We start from the raw sequence: 20055 nt of genomic DNA on the forward strand, positions 1-20055 counted from the left end.
TTAAATTTTTATAGTTTTCCATTTACCATTTTTGAAGATCATGAGGAACAAGACAGCCAGTACGATTTCCGAGGAAACAATAGCCGTAAATATTCCTTTCAGTTCCCATTGAAGCCTTACCCCAAGCAGGTAGGCTAAAGGAAGCTGAATCACATAAAACATGATCATGTACAGCAGGGTTACCTGCATAATATTGCCGGCCGCATTAAGGGCACGGCTGATCACCATTGTAAAGCCTAATAACAGATAAGCCATAGACACCACATGGATGTATTGTACGGCGTATTGTGCTACCTCGACTTCCTTGGTGAAGAATGTCACTACATATTCCGCAGCAAACTGCCAAAATATAGCGACAGCTATCAGATAGGTCATATTGATCCCTCCGGCTCTCCATACCGTTTTCTCTGCGCGATCCGGATTTCCAGCTCCTAAATTTTGTCCTGTAAGAACCCCTGCAGCATTTCCTATTCCCCAGGCAGGCATCGTCGCAACAGAAGCAATTCTCTGCGCAATAACGTATCCTGCAAGAGCAGTAGTGCCGAAGGTGGCAATGATTTTAACCATGATCAGCCAGCTTGAAGCAGGAATAATATACTGAACCAGTCCGCCAAAAGTAATTTTCAGTATTTTCTTAATTAAAGGCAGATCGAGATGAAATTTCACCAGGATATTCACACTGGTTTTGCGTGTAAGAAGAATAAAGAACTGATATAAAACCGCCAGTAACCGGGATAATATGGTAGAATACGCCAGTCCCATTATTCCGTAAGCGGGAATAAAGCCAAGTCCGAACACAAGAATCACGGCAAAGATCATACTGGAGATATGGCAAAGCCAAAGTGACTTCATCGCCAGATCTGCATCCCCTGCTCCTCTGAAAAGACCATTGATAGACAGACGCAGAATCACCAGACCGATACTCAAAAAGACCAGCTTGGAAAAAGGAAGTCCGTTATCTACAATACCAGTATTGAATCCAAGGAAACTGATGATCTCACCCGCAAAAAGGAATGACAGACCGCCAATCAGTAATGCAAAAGCAGCAGCTAGCAATATGATATAATGGGCAGTCCGGCTCATACCTTCTTGGTCTTTTTCTCCTGCTCTCCTGGCCGTCAGTGTTGCAGCAGCGATACCCAAACCAATGGCAATCGCATTGGCAAAATTGATATAGTTATCTGCAATTCCCACGAGTCCAAGGACCTTATCTCCTAATCTTGCAATGATTAAAAGATTGATACTGACAAAAACAGATTCCATCACGAGCTCCATCACCATTGGAATGGCAAGGCTGAAGATAGAACGGTTGATACTCCCTGAGGTAAGTTCTACTTTTTTTCCCGCTAAAGCTCCGTACGCAAATACAGAGCCTTCTTTTACAAGATGCAGAAACTTTCTCATACCGTCGCTACAGAGTTTTTATTCGCAATCTGATACAAAGGATTCGGCAGTGCACCGTCTTTCTTTGGAATAGCAAATGCTTTATTTTCACTGTAGCCATTGTTTTTCAAACGAAGACTGTTGATGTAGAACCTTTTGAATGTAGGAACATACAGATCATATTTTTCATACCGCTCATTCAGATGAGGATTATGGGTTTTGTAGTTTTCTATACACTCATGAACAAGCGTCCAGAAGGTCTCTTCCTGAAAATTGGAATGGGTATGCAGAACATTGGATAAATATCTGAAGAACGCATCAAAAACACCCAGAAGAATAGACAACGGAACGTTTTCCTTATTGGAAGACTGGATGAGTCCGTCTGCCAGATGATCAGGAAGTTTTTCCCTTGCTTCTGTCGTCAGGACAATATCATCTACAAAATCTTTGATCACAATTCTCTTCGGTACTCCGTTTTTCAATACGACCATAATGTTTTCTCCATGAGGCGTTACACAAAGAGAATGGGTGTAATAAATGTGAAGCAGCGGTGTAAGATAGGCATCCAGATAATCTGTGATCCATTGCTGGATACTAATTCCTGCCTGTTCTGCAAAAGCCTGTACCAATGGAACTCCATGTTGATCTACAAAAAGCAGGGAAGCCATGGTAAACATTTCTTCATCTTCCTGTAAATAATTGGAAGCACTTTCGCGCCACAAAGCTCCAAGAAATTCGTTATACTGATAAGGAACACCGGCAATCGCACTGTATTGAGGATGCAGATAAGCAATAGAAGCTTCTTCTCCTAAAAATATGGTTCCTTTTGTTTCAAGATATGCATCGCCTTTGATCAATCCTTTTACCCAGTCTGTAATTGAAGGGGCAATTTTCATCTGCTTAGGCGACAGTCCTCTGATGTTTCCTGTACTTAAAATAGAAACAGCGGTTTTCAGGTATCTTTTTTCAGGATGATCTGTATTGAACAAAGTTCTGATACTCTGTTGCGGGCTGTAGATATCATTTCCTTCTCCTAACAGAATTAAAATACCGGATGCGATATCGCCAGCAAAGTGAATTTTCAGTTTATGTTCCCACTGCCACGGGTGCACGGGAATTAAATTATAATCCTCAGGAGACTTTCTGTAATCAAGCAGTCTTTGTTGAAATGACTGATACAATTCGTCTCCAATTTCAGAGCGGTAAAATCCTTCCTGATCTATATGCTCCAGCGACTGGAACGCTGATCTGTCCTTATGAGCAGCCAGCCACAACACTTTTAAATCCTCTCCTGCTTCTGGAGCAAACGTTTCAAGATCGGTAGGAGAAAATCCTAATCTGCTTTTGTTAACGATTACCCAAGGGTGGCCCGTCATCTGATGCTCTACGGTCTGGTAATTACTTGATGCCAGTTCTTTTGAAGACATAACGCCTCTCGATAAAATTAATGCGTCACAGTATAACGTATGCAACAATTCTTCGGTATATCTCGCCAGTGTATTAGCATCCAGATCGAATACGGTCTGCATTTCAAGGAAGAACTGGGGAATATTCAGCGCTGAGGTGGGTACGCCATTCTCTATTTTCACGATACTTTCCGTATCAATATACCAGTAATCCATCATCCTTTCCTGTCCGCGGAAAATGTATTCTATAGTTTCGATCCCGGTTTCCAGTTTGAAGACCGTAAATTCTGCTTCATCCTGAGTAACGGCAACAGGTTTCAGACGTTCTTCATGCATTAACTCCGCAATCGTCTTGGCCATAAGATCTCTGTTAGCCTGCAGCCAGATTTCCTGGCTGATTGTATTATTTTTTAAGTTGGTGTTCATTGTTCTGTTATATTTTGACAGTTGATACAGCAGCGTGTTTCTCTACATCAAAATCCTGGAAAGCAATTTTCTTTTCGATTTTATAATGTTCTCTTCCCAAAATGTCATTGATGATATACGAATTACGGTAGGCCGCCATTCCAAGATCGGTAGAAATGTAGCTGTGGGTGTGTACTTCTGCATGAAGCACATAGATTTCACCGCCGTTATGATCTATGGAATAATTCCTGTTGACCGCAAATAAACCTGTGGAATCTCTTTTAATTCTGGACTGAATATTTTTTAAGAAAGCCGGTTCATGATAACGGTATCCTGTTCCTACCACCAGATAATCAGCTTCCTGTTCGTAAGGGACCTCTTGTTCTAATTGTGTGAATTCAAGAGTCAAATTATCAGGATTGCTGTTGTCTACTCTATCCAACTGGCTGTTTGGAATGATGGTAAGCTTAGGATCAGCATTATCAATATTCAGGTCGTAAATGAAATCATAGATCTGGTTGATGAGGTCGTAGTTGATTCCTTTAAACTGAGCCTGTTGCTTGCTTAATATTGATTTTCTTGCCGTTTCATCCCTGCTGTAAAAATAATCTACATAATCAGGAGAAGTCAGTTCCAACGTCAGCTTTGAATATTCCATCGGGAAGAAACGGTCCGGACGTGAATACCAGCCCAATTGGGTATTTTCATCACGGCTTTGCAATAAATCATAGAAAACCTCTGCGGCACTTTGTCCTGAACCAATCACGGCAATTTTTTTACCCTGAGCTAAAAGTTCTTCCTTACGGTACAGATAAGAGCTTGTATGAAGAATACGGGAATCCTCTTTCGGAATAAACGAAGGAATATGAGGCTGTGTGCCTGTTCCCAGGATCAGTCTTTCTGTTCTGAAAACCTCTGTTTCCTTAGTTTTGGTATGAATGGTTGTGATTAAATACAATCCGTCTTCATACACGATATCAACTACCTGCGTTGAAAAACGGCACTGTGGAAGCTGACTGACTACCCATTGGCAGTAACGGTTGTATTCTTTACGCGGAATGAAAAAATCTTCCCTGATAAAGAATTTATACAGTCTGTTCGTTTCTTTCAGATAGTTCAGAAGGCTTAAAGGATTGGTTGGATCTGCCATGGATACACAGTCGCATAGAAAAGGCGTCTGCAGTGTTACGTGGTCGATCATTAATCCCGGATGCCAGTCGAAACCGTCTCTCTGGTCAAGGAAAAGGGTTTTTAATTCAGAAATCGGATTCGATAAGGCGGCAAGTCCTAAATTAAAAGGACCAATACCTATTCCGATCACGTTATATACAGTGTCGTTATTCATGTTCAGTAATTTTTACGGTGAATTCTACATCTTTGTTTTGCGGGAATTTTTCCCAGTACCATTCTCTGTAGCAGAAATTAAGGTTGGCTTTTTTATGAGGCATTTCAATGACTTTATCTACTTTGAACCCGACATGCGCCTTGTTCATCATAGAAGCCAGAGAATCTACCGAGCCTTCCCCTACCATTTTTCCAACCTCCGGCTGGGCAAATACATAATCTACCATAGACTGGGTGGAAGGAGAAACGTATTTCTTCTTCGGATCTGTGGGTGCGATAAATTGGTGGGTTCCGTAATCGGTAGGCAGTACATCATAGTAATCACCGACAATATCTCTGCACGGCCAGTATACCTCAATATTACATGTAGGCTCACCATTGCTCATGACGATGTAGCTATGCGCTTCATCACCCGGTAGCATTAAGCGGTAGTAGCTTTCCAGTTCATCAATTGGCCAGTTCATCTGCCAGATTTTGATCGCGTGTTCACGGTTAAACCACTCATGAAGCATTTCAAGGTCCTCATCAAGATCAACAGGTCTCATTGTAACCGTGACATCATCTTTCTGGAAATAACGCTTGAAGAAAGCTTCTTTTCCTTTCGGATGGATAAGCTGATCAGAGAAATAGTGATAATGAAGAAGATTCGGAACTTTGGCGTAAGAAATAGCTGCAGCGCTTGTAATTCCGTCAATTTCATTAGCAACCGCCTTAAAATTGGTTTTTGTTCCCCAATGACGGTTTTCAAGTGCATAACGGGTAAAATCTGAAGGCATTTCCTGATGAACCTGTTCAAATTCGTTATGCAGAATATTGATCAGAGTTCTCTCTTTCACCCATCCTGTCTTTCCTAATGAAGCCACCAATGCTGAAAGATTGCTCACCAAAACATGGTAAGAGATAATATCTAAAAGACGCTCATCCCTGATGAAAAGATCTTCAATCTCAGGATACGCTTTGGAAAGCTCCGTATATTGTTCTCCTGCGCTTTCTCTTAATAAATAGCCCTGTGCATCTCTTACAAAAAGAGTTTTCGGAAGCAACTGATCATCCAGTTGAATTAAAAGATTCTGCTGGTGTGCTTCAGGAGCCATGCCGTATTGGCTGTATAAATGGTTTAAAGGAGCAATCAGCAGGTGAATATATTTTGCAAACCAAATAGTAACCGATTCTTCCGGACTGTTTCCTAATTTTTCAGAAACATCTGTAAAGAATTTTTGAATAAAATTTTGTCCGTCTGCAGGCTCATCCTGACATAATCTTGCTAAAAGAAGTATTTTATCTTCCGGCAGGAACGGATTTTCGCGGATCAACAGATTAAGACTTTCAATATTTTTATCCTGATGATAAACGCCTAATGTTACAGGCTCTAAAAGCAGTTTAAACTGGTTAAAATCCTTTTCAAATGCTGCTCCTGCATGTTTTCTCCATAAAGCTGATGCATAGCCTCTTTTTAAATCTTTCTCCGTGTTGATCCTTATCGATCCCGTTAAAAGAACATTTAAAGAAAACTTAGGCATCCACGGAATATGGGGACTGTACATGCTTCTGATGGAAGAGGTTGAATAAAATTCTTTCCCAAAAGTTCCGATATGAATTAAAGTACGGTCTTTGATCATTTCCGCTCCTTCTTCGATGGATAAAAGATACGTAGCTTCCCATGGATGACACGGAACCGTGTAAAAATCATAAAGTTTCTCATCCTCTTGAAGGAATTTATGTTCAAGATCTTCCGGTAATGAAACCATACTCTTCAGAAATTCATTGTAAGGCTGCTCCAAAACCGACTGTTCCTGAACACAACTTTTATGTACCAGAAAATACTCCAGCTTAATTCCTTTATTGAATTCAGGTCCGTAAAGAAGCTGCTCTTCTCTGGAGAATCCCATTCTCGCTTTTGTAAACGGATGGAGATTGTGTCCTACAGGAAGCTGTTGTTCAGATTCCAGGAAAGAATACGTCAAAGCATCTTTATCCTGTAAACCTTCCTCCATAATCATTTCCAGATTTCTTAAGCTGCTGTGAATTCTTTTTGTAAATAATTCAAGGCCTTTTTCACTGAACTGCTCAGAGAGTTCGCGGTATACGAATTCGGTAAGCTGATCAACATCCGGTTCAAAAACCTTCTGATTGTTATGATCAACCACCCATAAAGGCGATCCGTAATTGTGAAAAGCACTTTCAGAACGGTAAGAAACCGGAGCGAATAAAAAGATGTCGCTTTTCTTTAGTTCAAATCTTATATGAAGTGGATAGGTGCTGTTTTCCAGTGCCTGAGCCGTAAGTACGTCGTATTTGGGAACTCCCTGATAGAACTTTCCGTTTCCAAGCTCACGAAGCATTCCGTTCAGCAGGATTCTAATCGTGATTTCCTGTGCTTTTTCCGTAAGCTTAGTTTGCTGTATCAAAGTCTTCTCCATGCGATTTGATTGTATTTAAAATTTGGTGAACATCTTCTGTTGTGGTGATCGGGTTCAGGAAAGTAAACTTCAGGTAGAAATTTCCATCTACTTTGGTACTTGCCACCAGAATTTCCCCGCTGTAGAAAAGCTTCATTTTGATATGCTGGTTCAAAGCATTCAGGTCCTCAATATCAGGTCTGATATAACGGAAAACCAGAACGCTCAGATCTGTATCGGAAAGCAGTTCGAAGTGAGGGTTTTCAGTGATCATAGACGCTACGTCTTTGGTGAGGTTTATCACTGTGTCTGTATATTCTGCGAGCTGTTCTTTGCCCATCATTCTTAAGGTAAACCACAGCTTCAGTGCGTCGAATCTACGGGTACTCTGAATAATGGATTTATTGATCTGTGCAGGAATTTCCTCTTCATCCATTTCCGCAGGATTCAGGTAGTCTGCGTGGTGTTTTAGGATTCTTAATTCCCTTTTATTTTTAACGATGAATGCACTGCTGCTGATAGGCTGGAAGAAAGATTTATGATAATCTATCGTTACCGAATCCGCTCTTTCGATACCATTCAGAAGATGACGGTACTTTTCGCTTAATAATAAAGCACATCCATAAGCCGCGTCTACGTGCATCCAGATATTATATTGTTCAGCAACATTGGCGATGTCTTCCAGTGGGTCTACATTTCCGAAATCTGTAGTTCCGGCCGTAGCTACAATTCCAATAGGAATATTTCCCATCTGTTCTTCTCTCTTAATGTATTTTTTTAGCAAAGTGATATCCATGCAGAATCTTTCGTCTGTAGGAACTTTCACGATACTTTTTTCGCCCAATCCCATGATAGAGGCATTCTTTAAGTTGCTGAAATGGGATTTGTCAGAAACAAAAATTCTGAATCGGCTTGCTTCCTGTGGAAGACCATCCAGTTTAATATTATGGTTGTATCTCTTCTGGGAAAAGCAGTCGCGCATCATCACAAGGCCCATCAGATTACTCTGTGATCCGCCTGCTGTGAAAACGCCGTCGCTGATTTCTGCATTGTATCCTAACTGCTCTGCGGTCCAGTCGATCAGTTTTCTTTCCATGAAAGTTCCTCCTGCACTCTGGTCGTAGGTATCCTGTGAAGAATTGATGGCACTTACAAGAATCTCTCCTGCCAGTGCAGGAATAACGATAGGACAGTTAAGGTGTGCCACGTATTGTGGAAGGTGAAAAGCAGTCGCATGCTTTACATATATAGTATCTACCTCTTCAAGTAGCTCCTGATACGAAGATAGTTTTTGATTAAGGTCTATCTGCTGTACCATGCCTTTCATTTCTTTGGCTTCGATTCCGCTGAAGGGTTTGTCATTTCTGTGAAGAAAAGTTCCTACAAGGTCTAAAGTTTCTTCGACAGCGGAACGATAATGATCATAATTGTCAGTATGAAAAATATTTCCAAAATTCCCCGAAATGTGAGGTAAGGAAGCGCCCAGGATCTCTCCGGCGGGCATTTGATTGTTGTTCATATGGTATTTGTAAGGTGATTTTTTAAATCAATAAGTAGTGTAAAGTGTGTATAGTATATAGATGTATATACTTGATTGTCAAGTTTTTATTTTTTGCATTTATTCAAGTTTTTTTTTGGTGATTGATAAATTATTCCTAAATTTGAACCGTCTATTGTTATTTAGAATAATTAAAAACAAATATAAAAATTATATTCACACACCAAATATTTTTTTAATGAATTCGCTAAAAATTTTAGATAACGACAGTATTACTGCGGTAAAACTGCTTCCGAGAGTCATTGAGCTCACTGCTCAGGAAAGAAGAATGATACAAGATGCGGCGGCGCATCTTCAGAGAAAATATGGCAGCTACGAAAACAGAGATTTCATTACCCACGTTCATCAACTGGCTTCTTATTTTTTACCGGAAAGAATTCTGCATATAGCCGCTGATTTTGCCAGCGATTTTTCAATAGATCAGTATGGAGCACTGGTATTTAAAGGATTAATGGACATCGATCAGGAAAGTATAGGGAATACACCTCCTAACTGGCAGTCTGCGGATTATTCCAAATTCAATATCTATGGTTTTGCGTGTGCTTTAATTCATGGAGCACTTCCATCGAAACCTGTACAATATTATTCTCAACGTAAAGGCGGAGGATTAATGCACGCCATTATTCCTGACGAAAAAATGAGAGAAACGCAAACCGGATCGGGATCTGCAACAGATCTTTATGTACATACTGAAGATGCCTTTCTGAAGCATCAGGCCGACTTTTTAAGCTTTATGTACATCCGTAATGAAGAGCAGGTACCTTCTACCCTATACTCCATCCGTTCTCACGGGGCTATCGGGGAAAATTTCAGACCTCTTTTTGAGCGTATGTATAAAATTCCGAAAGATGCCAATCTGGAAACAGCTGCAGACGAAGAAGAAGCATTGGATGCCGTTCTGTACGGTAATTATGAACTGCCTTTTATGAGGTTTGATGCTGCAGAACAGTTATTCAACCCAAGCATTAAGCAGACTGATGATGCCCATAGTCATCTGACAGAATTCTGGGAAGAGGCCAGAGATCTGATCTATTCAGGGTTCACGCCACAGGCCGGAGATGTGATATTGGTGAATAACCATTTATGTGCTCACGGAAGATCAGCTTTCCGTGCCGGGGTAAGAAATATCAACGGCGTAGAACACGAATGCCAAAGAAGAATTATGCTGCGTATGATGAGCAAAGTGAGTCTCATGGAAATGAGAGCCCACACGCTTACAGAAGACCCTTTCTTTGTTATTGAAGAGCATTTGGGGAAAAATTTTGAAAACATTTAAAATGTTCTATTAGATATTTATTTGATAATAATTATGATGGATCCTTTTAAGCACAAGGCTTAAAAGGATTTTTTATTTTCAAAAACATTCCAGTTTAAAAATCATTCCTGCTTATTGAAAAATGCCCACATATATTCATTGAAATCTATTTCTTTAGAGGTCAATCCGATAGGAAGCCCGATATTGAAATCATCTGCTCCGGGCCAGGTATGACCGGCATTTTCAATTGATATTAACGTTACGTATTTTTTACCTGTTTTTGTTTCAATAATTTCTGCTGAGGTCTGATCATTTTTATTTTGATCAAGCTTACTCATTTTCTCCTTATCGGTTGTTGAATAATTCTGTTTCTGCCAGTACTGATAAGATTTTAATGCAGAAAAATATCCACCCTCTTTTCCTGCATAATCTACAACCACATCCGCTTTCCCGTGGACCATTAAAACTCCAATTTCTCCTCGGTCTTTGTGATAATAGGCTACAGAATCCGGTAAAGAAGCACCAGCTGTAGCTATAGCCGAAAACCTGTGTGGAAGTTCTGCAGCAATCCGATGGCAAAAGAATCCGCCTCTGGATAATCCTGTCGCAAAGACTTTTTTAGGATCTACCTTATAATCTTTTTCAATCTGGTTGAGAAGTGCTTCAACAAAGCCCATATCATCCGTTCCTTTTTTGTAGGACATTCCAAAGCCTACATTCCAGTCTTCCTTGATGCCTTTTGGGTAAACTGCGATAAAGTTATGTTGATCAGCTGTTCTGTTCATCTGAGTATACAGCATTTGCTCTGCCGGCGTCATTCCGCCACCATGGAAATTGAAAATAACAGGGTATTTTCGGGAAGTTCCGGGGTCATACCCTTTGGGAGTGTAGACAATGTATTTTCGTTTTACATCGTTGTGTTGTAAAGATTTAGTCTGACCCAAAAGGGCATGAGAAAACAATGCCGTTACAAACAGCAGTATAAAATTTCGTGTCATAAGATGGTATATTTAAGTATTGATATCCTTAAGAAGTTTTTCAGCAGCAGAAATAAACGCAGTGGCCTTCTCTGCACTTTTCTTTTCATAAAAAGCCCTGATAACAGTCCATATCAGAACATTGATGATTAAAAATAACAGTGAGCCTGCCGTTAATAATGTTTGTGTTACAGACAACTTCTTAAAAAAATACAGGAAGAGCGCTGTTGTGAAAAGTGATGCACTCACACAGTTGACAAAAATCTTTTTTCTATCGTGGTTTCTGCTTCCGTCTTTCATTTGCTGCAAAAACTCCTGACTGCTCAGAAGGTATTCGCTTTTATGGATTTTTATAGATTTCCAGGAATGGTATAAAAGAAAGCTTCCTGTGAACAGGAGGATAAATTCTGAGATACTTTCATAAACACTGTTTAGTTTATCGGTATAAATTACATAAGCAATCACCGACAATGAAAAAGCAATAACAGACAAATACCAGCGCATGAAACGGGTGTTTTTTTTCTTTCTCAGGTATGAGATCTCTTCTTTTACAAGATCAATATCCGGAACACGCTCGTCTGCTGAGAGCCAGATGTCTTTTATATCGTCGAAATTATCACTCATGGTTTTTCATTTTTTTTGATAAAACTTCCTTGATCCTGTGTATTCTTACCCTTACATTGGAATGGTTGATCCCCATGATCTCTCCTATTTTTTCCTGAGCCACATCTTCGAGATAAAGCCCTATGATCAGACGGTCGATTTCAGAAAGTTCTTTGATGCATGTTCTCAGTCTGACCAGTTTTTCATCTTCATTAACCGTTTCTGAAGCTTCTATTTTTGTAAAATTATAATCTGTCACGGTCTGATTCCTTTTTTCGTTCTCGATTTGCCTCAGACATTTATTGGTCGCTATCCGAAATATCCATCCGGGAATATTGCTGGTATTCTTCAGCGATCCGAGGTTTTCAAATACGGTAATGAATGTTTCCTGCGTCATATCTTTAGCTTTATCCACATCATTAAAATATCCATGGCACAACCTGAATATTTTGGGTGAATACTGCTGATATAAGTTTTCAAAATCCATATACCTTATAAATCCATTGACGGAAGAAATGTTACAGAAAATTTTGCAAAATGTAAAAAAAAGAAAATAATTTAAGTCCGAATATAAACAAAAAAATCCCGGTATTTAAGATAATACCAGGAGAATTTATACGTAAAGAAATAGTAATCTAAAATAAAAAACAGATTTATTCTAACTTCAAATAAACATAAATAATTAATTGTAATAAAGTAATATATACCAGTTTATATAAAGTTAAATTTATGGCTTAAAAAATCTATCAAACAAAGTCAGCTGCTCAGATAAAGATCTGCTCCAGTATTTAGGATCATGGATTCCTAAAGACTCAATATAAAGATGCTGAATCTTTTGGTCAGTTAGTTTTTTATGAAAGTTTCTGTTCATAGCGATCATCTGGGTGTCTTCCGTACCGCAGTCAAAGATATACTGCTGATCTGCTGATGCCATTGTTTTAATCTTACTGTCTGTAAGAAATTTAGGATTTAACGTGATCACAGGACCTGCCACTTTATCTACCTGATACTTCATATAGCCTTCCCCAAAGGAAGCCAGATCCAGCGCTCCACAAGAGCTTCCAACGATGCCAAACGTCTTATTGTACGTGGTACCAATGTTCACAGCACCATAACCTCCCATGCTCCAGCCCAGGATACCGCGGAATTTTCTGTCATTTTTCACAGGATAGTTTTTATTGACAAAATCTACAAGTTCCTGCCCGATAAATATCTGATAATGTGAATCTTTAACCAACGGACTGTCTATATACCATGAATTGTAATTTCCGTCCGGCAATACATAAATCATTTTATACTCCTGCGCTTTCTGAACCAGATCCGGAATATCCTGTTTGATCGTTCTGTCAGGGTTTCCACTATACCCGTGGAGAATATAAACCGATGGATAGGTTGCTCCCTGCTGTACATCCGGCGTGATAATAATGGTTTTAATGTTCTTGTTCATTCTGGCACTGAACACTTCTTTATGAATGATTTTCTGTGCGGAAAGCTGTGCAGATACCGTCAATACACATACAATGCTTACTATATTTTTCATAGGATATAATTTTAAATCTGATAGGACTGCATGCTATCTTAGGCTAAATCGCCACGTTGTGGCTGGCTACCATACCATTGTTATTGATTACGGTACAAATATGCGGCCGATAAAATAAAAAAGCCTCAACATATGTTGAAGCTTTTGTCAGTTTATTTCTTTTTTTATGCGGCTCAGCTGAGTGGGTGTAATACCCAGATAAGAAGCAATATGATGCTGTTTAAGGCGATCATACAGTGGTTTATTTTCCAGCAACTGCAGATAACGCTGTTTGGCTGTTTCATGCTTTAAAGAAATCTCCAGCGGTTCTTTTTTTACTACCCAGTTTTTTTCCAGATAATTGATTTGAAATAATGCCAGGTCATGATATCGGTTGATCAGCTCTCTGAAAGCCTTTGCAGGATATTTGATCACCGAACAGTCTTCCAGCGCGACAATATTAAATTCACTGGGTTTATCCTTGATCACAGCAGCAGTAGAAGCCACAAAACTCTTTTCTTCAAAGAAAATTTTATAGACAGAATCTCCCTGTTCATCCACTGTATAATACCCTACCAACCCTGATTTTATAAAGTAATAGTATCTGGCTGCAGTTCCGGCTTCCTGAAGAAGATCGTTTTTACGAAATGTTTCTTCCGTACAGATATTCATCATTGCCCCAACCGTTTCTTCTGATAATGGGTAATAGGAATTGATCTCTTCTAAAAGTTCTTTCAAAGCGGATTGTTATTAATCTAAAATTTTCTTCATCATCAGATCTGTCTGATCATCATCTCCCAGCGTAAAAGTATGACTTCCGAATTCCTCAAAGCCATTTTTCCTGTAAAAGTTCAGGGCTCTCAGATTCTTTTCCCAGACGCCAAGCCAAAGATAATTTTTACCGAGATTTTGAGCACTCTCCAATGCCTGATCATACAGTAATTGCCCTACTTTCTGTCCGTGATGACTTTTTTTGACATAAATACGCTCTATTTCCAGAGACGTATTATCGTCCTTCAGTTCGGTTTGTGCTGCTCCGGAATTCAATTTAAGGTAGCCGACAGGATGGTCCTCTTCCCATGCGATAAAGAAATGAGAATCGGGATTATTGAGTTCCGACTTTACTTTTTCTGTATTGAAACTTTCTTCCAGATAGGTTGTCATAGCCTCTTCAGAATTACTTTCTGCAAAGGTTTCTGAGAACGTCTGTCTACCCAGGCTCTGTATGGTTTCCAAATCTTCAGTTGAAGCTGTATTAATGATAATAGATGCCATTTTTCTTTTTTGTTAAAACAATAGTTTTTTAAACGCCTCAGAAGCCAGATGTACCTGAACCGCCCAGTCGTCTGCCGCATCGCTCCCTGCATCATCAGAAATATATTTCAGGCACAGGAAAGGGATGTTCTCTTTCTTAGCGATCAGCGCAAGCGGATAGGCTTCCATATCTACAATATTATAGTCCGTTTCGGAATGATTCATCTCAAAGCTGTCGCCGCTGCCACAAATCCCTTCCTCAAGGCCGTTCATCTTAAGACCGTATTCCAGAACAGGTGGAATTCCGGATAAGGGCGTTTCATAAAGACTAAACCCCAGTCCTCTCACATCCATATCCCGTTGAATGAATTTTGTACAGCAAACCACTTCCCCTTTCCCAAAGCTTTTACTCCCTGCAGAACCCAGATTAACGATCAGTTTAGGTTTTCTGAGATGGATTTCTCTGGTCAGTTCAATAGCAGCATTCACTTTCCCTATTCCGGTCACCAGCTTATTTTTTCCTTCAAAAGCCTTTCCTGCTTCCGAGTCCAGAGCAAAGACAAACAGGGTTTCTGAAACAGGATAATGAGCTTCAGTATTGATTTTTATCATTGAACATAAATATTTAAACAAAAATAAGCATTGAGCAGCTAAAACGGGAATTCTTTTCTGGTTTTTTATAATCTGTATTCAACAAAAAAACACCTCGCTTTGAGGTGTTTTATATTGAATATGCTAAATTATTTTTCATTGACAACACTAATCTCACTAATCTTTTCACGAATTTAACGAATGTTGCTGACATTCAATAGTGACATTCGTGAACCTATTAGTGTTATTTGTGGTTAAAAATTTAATCTAATCAGGAAGCTGGAAGTTAGTTCTATTCAATAAAATTTAAAGAATTAACCTTAAAAATTAAATAAAGCACATTGTCATTTTCTGTTTGGAGCTTAATGACTTCCTTACATTATTCCACAGTGCATCCATCAGCATCACACGATGCACCTCCTTCTTTGGAAAGGTCTTTAAACGGACTTACCGTTTCTTTATAGGTCTGTTGAAGTGCATCTGCGAAAACTTCTGCAGGCTGTGCACCGGATACCGCATATTTTCCATTCAAAACAAAGAAAGGAACGCTGGAAATACCATTATTTTTCGCCTCCTGAATATCCTGATTGATTTCATAATCAAGTTGGTCTGATGTTAAGACCTGTCTGGTCTCATCTTTATCAATCCCTAAACTATCAGCAAGAGTAATAAGTTCTTCTATATCCCCAACATTTTTTCCGTCGGTAAAATGAGCAATGAAAAGCGCTTCTTCCATTTCATTGGCCTTCCCGTGTTTTTTAGCAAGGTGAAGCAGTTTATGTGCTGTAAATGTATTGATGATCAAAGCTTTTTCGAAATTAAAATCAATTCCCGCGCCTTTTCCCATCTGGGCAACCTGACCAATCATCTGAGATGCCTGTTCTGCCGGAAAACCTTTTTTCTCTTTAAAATATTCAATGGTATTCTGAGGTTGTGAAGCATCTAAAGTTGGGTCTAACTGGAAGCTCTTCCACTCTACTTCAATTTCGTCTTTAAACGGCAGTTTTTCAAGAGCCTGCTCAAAATTATGCTTTCCGATATAGCAGAACGGACACATGACATCCGACCATATTTCTATTTTCATTTTTTATTGTTTTAATTCTTGATGAAATTATTAATTCATCAAAATTACTGCTTTTTTTAATTGTAACAAAATTCATTACAATATATCACTGGCACGGAATAATGATCTTCTGCTTTTCAGCTCTTTTCTCCAGAATACTTCTCAGAATGATCATTAAAAAAGCTAAAATCCCAAATACAAAGCCTATCCATGGATTGTATGAAGCTCCTTTGGCAACAATCATCCACCCTCCCAAGGTTGTTCCCAAAGTCACACCTAAGTTTCCAAAAGAAGTGGCTAAACTGTTGGCAAATTCAAGAGAATCCGGTACAGAAGAGATCATATACGTGGAAGCATTCTGAAAACTCGGAGAATACAGAAAACCCCAAACCGCAATACTGATGATATTGGCAGGCAGACTGTCTCCGGAAAACAGTAAGAACGGCATAATGACAGTCCCAGAAAGAAACAGAGCTGTTGTTTTCGGGACATTCCAGCTCAACATTTTTCCTGCGATCCAGTTTGAAAATACACCAATAATTCCGAAAAGGAAAAGCATGTAGCTTACCATCGTTCCGTCCATTCCTTTCGCTTTATTAAGATAGTCTGCAAAATAGCTGTAGGTGGAAAACCATGCTGTGATCATGAAAAAATTCATGGCTATACTGACGATAAATGTGGGTTTAGTCAGAATGGTGAGCTGGCTTTTGTAAGATTTTTTCTCTTGTACCGGCATAGGGGGAAGTAACCAATAGATCACGGCTAAAGCTATTGTGCTTACAATCCCCTGCACGATGAATGAAGATTCCCAAATCCATACACTAGACAGCCAAGTGGCAAAAGGAACTGTAGTCACCATAGCCAGAGCCACCCCGATAAAGACAATGCCCATCAGCTTATTCGCCTGCTTTTGATCTGCCCCTGAGACTGCAACCGATAATGCCGTGGCAATATAGACCGGTTGTAAAAATGCAGGAAGTATTCTCACCAGCATCAGAAGCCAAAACGGTGGCGACATCGCCGAAACAACAGCCGTAAACAGGAAGATAGCAATCGCGGTCAACATCACTTTCTTTCGGTCAAATCCGGACATCAACAAGGTCATAAAAGGCCCCGTTAATGCAATAATCAGTGCAAAAGCACTGAGGAGCCAACCGGCTTTGTCAATTCCTATCTGATAATGTTCTGCAATCTGGGGCAGGATTCCTATTACTCCGAATTCTGTCGTAATCACCGCAATGAATCCTAAGCATCCGATGTAGGCGTACTTTTTCATCCTTCTTTTTCTATGGCTATTTCAAGCTGTTGATGGGCAAAAGCTGCTATTTCACCGGCCACCTGCTCCACTTCGTTCAGTACTTCTCCCATATGCATGAAACCGTGAACCATATCTTTGTAAAAACGAATGTCTACAGGAATTCCTGCTTCTTTCATATTTTGGGCAAGTGTTTCCCCTTCGTCTCTTAAAGCGTCGTGTTCAGCAATAAAAACTAGTGTGGATGGTGTATTTTTGAAATCTTTTATCAATATAGGAACTGCCAACGGATCCGGATGGCTATTACCTTCCGGATGATACCATTTCCACGCCTGAATACCGCCTTCTTTGTTTAAAACCGGACCCGTTTCATAGATTTCCCATGACTTTGTATTAAGTTGATTACCGGCTGCCGGATAAATCAATACCTGGAACCTAAGAAGCTCTCCAATCTGTGTGGAAACGCTTGTTGAAAGGGCTCCACCGGCACTGTCGCCAATAATTCCGATTTGATCTTTGTCTATTCCTAGAGATTCTGCATGATCAATGATCCATTTTACAATATCGATGCAGTCATTTAATCCTGCCGGAAAAGGATGCTCAGGTGCTAAACGGTAATCGACAAAAATCACAGCTGATCCCGTTTTATTGGCCAGTTTACGGACTACAGCATCATGGGTTTCAAAACTGCCGGCAATGAACCATCCTCCGTGTATGTAGACAATAGCTGATGATTTTTGAGTAGTTTTTCCTTTCGGGCGGTAGATACGAATCGGGATCTGGTAATTTTCCATTGGAATATTCAGTTCTTCGATCATTGCCACAGATTCTTTTTTTCCGCTGAGCTGAAGTGACATCGTTTCAAGATATTTGCGGGTATCATCTAAGGGATCCCGTGCATTGAATGACTGTATTTTTTCTAACTGACTGATGATTTGATTGATGGGTGATGTAAATTCCATTATTTTAATTTTCCTGTTAATATATTTTCAAGGGAACATAAGCGCTATTGTTCCCGAACTGCTGTTTATTTCAGTTTCTGAGGACAAAATTAATTTTCAAACCTTACATTTGCACTGTATACAGCGAATTGTATGGTACTAACAAATTTGTAAGCTATGGGGAAAATAAAGGAAAATTCGACAAACAATATCAATAAAAAGTACATACAGGAATGTGATCTGTCTTACGCGGTCTGCAAAATTGGCGGAAGATGGAAACTATTGATTTTAAACAGATTGAAAGACGGAAAACTGCGTTTCAGTGAAGTCCGGGACCGGATCTGCGGAATCACTGAAAGAATGCTTACATTACAGTTGAGAGAGCTTGAAAAAGAAGGTTTAGTCAAACGAACTGTACATGCCGAAGTTCCGCCAAGAGTAGACTATGAACTTACGAATATAGCCAGAGAGCTGATCCCGATCTGGGAAGAGCTCGAAAAATGGGGAAATAAGCACAAAGACTTAGTTCAAAGCAGTGAGATTTAGGCTAAGATGTAGATTGAGAGGCATTCACTTTGTTACAAAACAGTACGTGAGCGATGATTGCAAGTATCCCGAAAGATGCTCCTACAAAGCAGACCCCAGACCATTGTGCATATTGCCAGGCCATAGAAGCCAGCCACGTTCCCAGTGATCCGCCGATGAAATAGGAAACCATGTAAACGGTATTTAATCTGTTGACAGCATTGGATTTAATTAAAAAATAATTGGTCTGGTTCATGATGTGGCTCGACTGTACTCCAAGATCAACAAGGATAACGCCAACGATCAGGCCCCAATATGTTTCGCCTGCAAAATACGTGAAAGCCCAGCTTCCCACCACAATAAAAAGTGAATACAAAATGATCCGGTTGATGTCCAGATATTTCTGAAGTTTTCCCACTTTTGCGGCTGCCAGTGCACCTACTGCTCCGGCCAGTCCGAAACTTCCCACAACAGAAGATCCCGCATTGAAAGGCGGTTTTTCCATATGAAAAACCAGCGTTGTAAATAAAGCACACATAGATCCGAACGCCATCGCTCCACGGAATGAAGCCAGCTGCAAAATAGGCTGTGTTTTAGCCAGATGAGCTACGGACTTCATCAGTTCTCTGTAGGTTCCTTTGAAATTGGGCTGCATTTCGGGTAACATTTTGTACACCGCAACCCAAACCAGAATCATCAGTCCTGCCGCAATACCGAACATCGCTCTCCAGCCCCACACATCTCCAACAATTCCACCAATAAAACGGGATAAAAGAATTCCTAATAACAATCCTGACATGACGACTCCGATATTGGAAGATTTCTCTTTATCCGAGGACAATTCTGCAGCAATCGGTATAAATAACTGAGGAATCACTGAAGTAGCCCCAATCAACAGGCTGGCAGCGTACAGCATCCATAATTGAGTTGCGAATGTCATCCATAACAGTGACCCGAAAACTAAAAACAGATCAATCAGAATAAGCTTCTTACGAAAAAATTTATCTCCCAAAGGCACGAGCAGCAACAAACCCAGCGCATATCCTATCTGTGTCAGTACAGAAATCCGGCTTGCTGCACTTTCAGAAACATGAAGATCGTCGGAAATAAGAGCCAGTAAAGGCTGGTTATAATAGTTGTTGGCTACCACAAGTCCAGAAATAATGGCCATGAGCCAGATAACTGTTCTTGAAATACCGCCCGTATTGCTCGCCTGCATAGTTGAATTTAAATTTGATTTCAAATGTAAGAATAGAATTAATGAATAAGAAGCATTCCAGATTGTTAATCATGAATGATTTCATTAATACATTCAATCGGACATACCGCTTTTTTAAGATGGACAAAGGTAATCAAATAAAAAAAAGAGACCGTTTGGTAACGACCTCTTTCAATCAACTATGGCATTTAATCTTAAAATAATTTACAGGCTGGAAAAGAGGGAGGTGTTTTTTCGTCACTAACAGCTTTACAGAAAGTCAGCCGTATGTTTTGTGTATATCTGTAACGGAAAAATAGCTGTTAATATTTTGCAGCAGTTTTTTTTTATTCTGTTTTTTTAACCCAATCTATCTTAA

18 protein-coding genes are annotated in these 20055 nt (G+C 39.8%); 2 read left to right on the forward strand and 16 right to left on the reverse strand.

Translation table 11 applies throughout. The features are described 5' to 3' along the window. The 5 genes from LC419_RS13610 to LC419_RS13630 are packed head-to-tail and all read right to left on the reverse strand — an operon-like array spanning nt 1 to nt 8456. Nucleotides 1–1404, reverse strand: a complete 1404-nt coding sequence (locus LC419_RS13610; protein ID WP_223607875.1) for an MATE family efflux transporter — start codon at nt 1402–1404, stop codon at nt 1–3. Then, nucleotides 1401–3215 carry an IucA/IucC family siderophore biosynthesis protein gene (locus LC419_RS13615; RefSeq protein WP_223607876.1) on the reverse strand — a complete coding sequence of 605 codons (1815 nt, stop codon included), beginning with the start codon at nt 3213–3215 and terminating at the stop codon, nt 1401–1403. Before LC419_RS13615 ends, LC419_RS13610 begins: the two co-directional genes overlap by 4 nt. Before the next feature lie 7 nt (nt 3216–3222). After that, nucleotides 3223–4539, reverse strand: a complete 1317-nt coding sequence (locus LC419_RS13620) for a lysine N(6)-hydroxylase/L-ornithine N(5)-oxygenase family protein (RefSeq protein ID WP_223607877.1) — start codon at nt 4537–4539, stop codon at nt 3223–3225. Next, nucleotides 4532–6958, reverse strand: a complete 2427-nt coding sequence (locus tag LC419_RS13625) for a GNAT family N-acetyltransferase (protein ID WP_223607878.1) — start codon at nt 6956–6958, stop codon at nt 4532–4534. Before LC419_RS13625 ends, LC419_RS13620 begins: the two co-directional genes overlap by 8 nt. Further along, nucleotides 6930–8456, reverse strand: a complete 1527-nt coding sequence (locus LC419_RS13630) for an aspartate aminotransferase family protein (protein WP_223607879.1) — start codon at nt 8454–8456, stop codon at nt 6930–6932. The genes LC419_RS13625 and LC419_RS13630 overlap by 29 nt, the downstream gene beginning before the upstream one ends. 217 nt (nt 8457–8673) lie before the next feature. Here LC419_RS13630 and LC419_RS13635 point away from each other — a divergent pair, with 217 nt between their 5' ends. After that, on the forward strand, nt 8674–9771 hold the full coding sequence (locus tag LC419_RS13635) for a TauD/TfdA family dioxygenase (RefSeq protein ID WP_223607880.1): 1098 nt from the start codon (nt 8674–8676) through the stop codon (nt 9769–9771). 101 nt (nt 9772–9872) lie between these two features. Here LC419_RS13635 and LC419_RS13640 read toward each other — a convergent pair whose 3' ends face one another. From LC419_RS13640 to LC419_RS13685, 10 genes are all read right to left on the reverse strand, one after another. Then, nucleotides 9873–10748, reverse strand: a complete 876-nt coding sequence (locus LC419_RS13640) for a PHB depolymerase family esterase (RefSeq protein WP_223607881.1) — start codon at nt 10746–10748, stop codon at nt 9873–9875. Between the two features lie 12 nt (nt 10749–10760). Next, nucleotides 10761–11351 (reverse strand): hypothetical protein, encoded by a 591-nt coding sequence (locus LC419_RS13645; protein ID WP_223607882.1) that lies wholly within the window; start codon nt 11349–11351, stop codon nt 10761–10763. Continuing rightward, entirely contained in the window at nt 11344–11817 is a 474-nt protein-coding gene (locus LC419_RS13650) for an RNA polymerase sigma factor (protein WP_223607883.1), read from the reverse strand. The genes LC419_RS13645 and LC419_RS13650 overlap by 8 nt, the downstream gene beginning before the upstream one ends. Before the next feature lie 240 nt (nt 11818–12057). Then, nucleotides 12058–12870 (reverse strand): alpha/beta hydrolase family protein, encoded by an 813-nt coding sequence (locus tag LC419_RS13655; RefSeq protein WP_223607884.1) that lies wholly within the window; start codon nt 12868–12870, stop codon nt 12058–12060. A gap of 147 nt (nt 12871–13017) precedes the next feature. After that, nucleotides 13018–13587: a Crp/Fnr family transcriptional regulator gene (locus LC419_RS13660; RefSeq protein ID WP_223607885.1), complete on the reverse strand. Its 570-nt coding sequence runs from the start codon at nt 13585–13587 to the stop codon at nt 13018–13020. Nucleotides 13588–13599: 12 nt separating this feature from the next. After that, the gene (locus tag LC419_RS13665) at nt 13600–14124 is read right to left on the reverse strand and encodes a GNAT family N-acetyltransferase (RefSeq protein WP_223607886.1); all 525 of its coding nucleotides are present in this window, start codon (nt 14122–14124) and stop codon (nt 13600–13602) included. Nucleotides 14125–14136: 12 nt separating this feature from the next. Next, nucleotides 14137–14715 carry a nucleosidase gene (locus LC419_RS13670; RefSeq protein WP_223607887.1) on the reverse strand — a complete coding sequence of 193 codons (579 nt, stop codon included), beginning with the start codon at nt 14713–14715 and terminating at the stop codon, nt 14137–14139. Between the two features lie 358 nt (nt 14716–15073). Then, nucleotides 15074–15778 carry a DsbA family protein gene (locus LC419_RS13675; RefSeq protein ID WP_223607888.1) on the reverse strand — a complete coding sequence of 235 codons (705 nt, stop codon included), beginning with the start codon at nt 15776–15778 and terminating at the stop codon, nt 15074–15076. Nucleotides 15779–15863: 85 nt separating this feature from the next. After that, complete coding sequence (locus LC419_RS13680; RefSeq protein ID WP_223607889.1) at nt 15864–17033, reverse strand: MFS transporter; 1170 nt, start codon at nt 17031–17033, stop codon at nt 15864–15866. Continuing rightward, nucleotides 17030–17974: an alpha/beta hydrolase gene (locus LC419_RS13685; RefSeq protein ID WP_223607890.1), complete on the reverse strand. Its 945-nt coding sequence runs from the start codon at nt 17972–17974 to the stop codon at nt 17030–17032. The genes LC419_RS13680 and LC419_RS13685 overlap by 4 nt, the downstream gene beginning before the upstream one ends. 156 nt (nt 17975–18130) lie before the next feature. Here LC419_RS13685 and LC419_RS13690 point away from each other — a divergent pair, with 156 nt between their 5' ends. Beyond that, nucleotides 18131–18499, forward strand: coding sequence for a helix-turn-helix domain-containing protein (locus LC419_RS13690; protein ID WP_223607891.1), 369 nt, complete (start codon nt 18131–18133; stop codon nt 18497–18499). Between the two features lies 1 nt (nt 18500). Here the strand turns inward: LC419_RS13690 and LC419_RS13695 are convergent, their stop codons facing one another. Next, a complete protein-coding gene (locus LC419_RS13695) occupies nt 18501–19697 on the reverse strand; it encodes an MFS transporter (RefSeq protein WP_223607892.1) in 1197 nt (398 codons plus the stop codon). Between the last annotated feature and the right edge of the window lie 358 nt (nt 19698–20055).

Source organism: Chryseobacterium sp. OSA05B (assembly GCF_019970065.1).
In the GTDB taxonomy this organism is placed as follows: Bacteria; Bacteroidota; Bacteroidia; order Flavobacteriales; family Weeksellaceae; genus Chryseobacterium.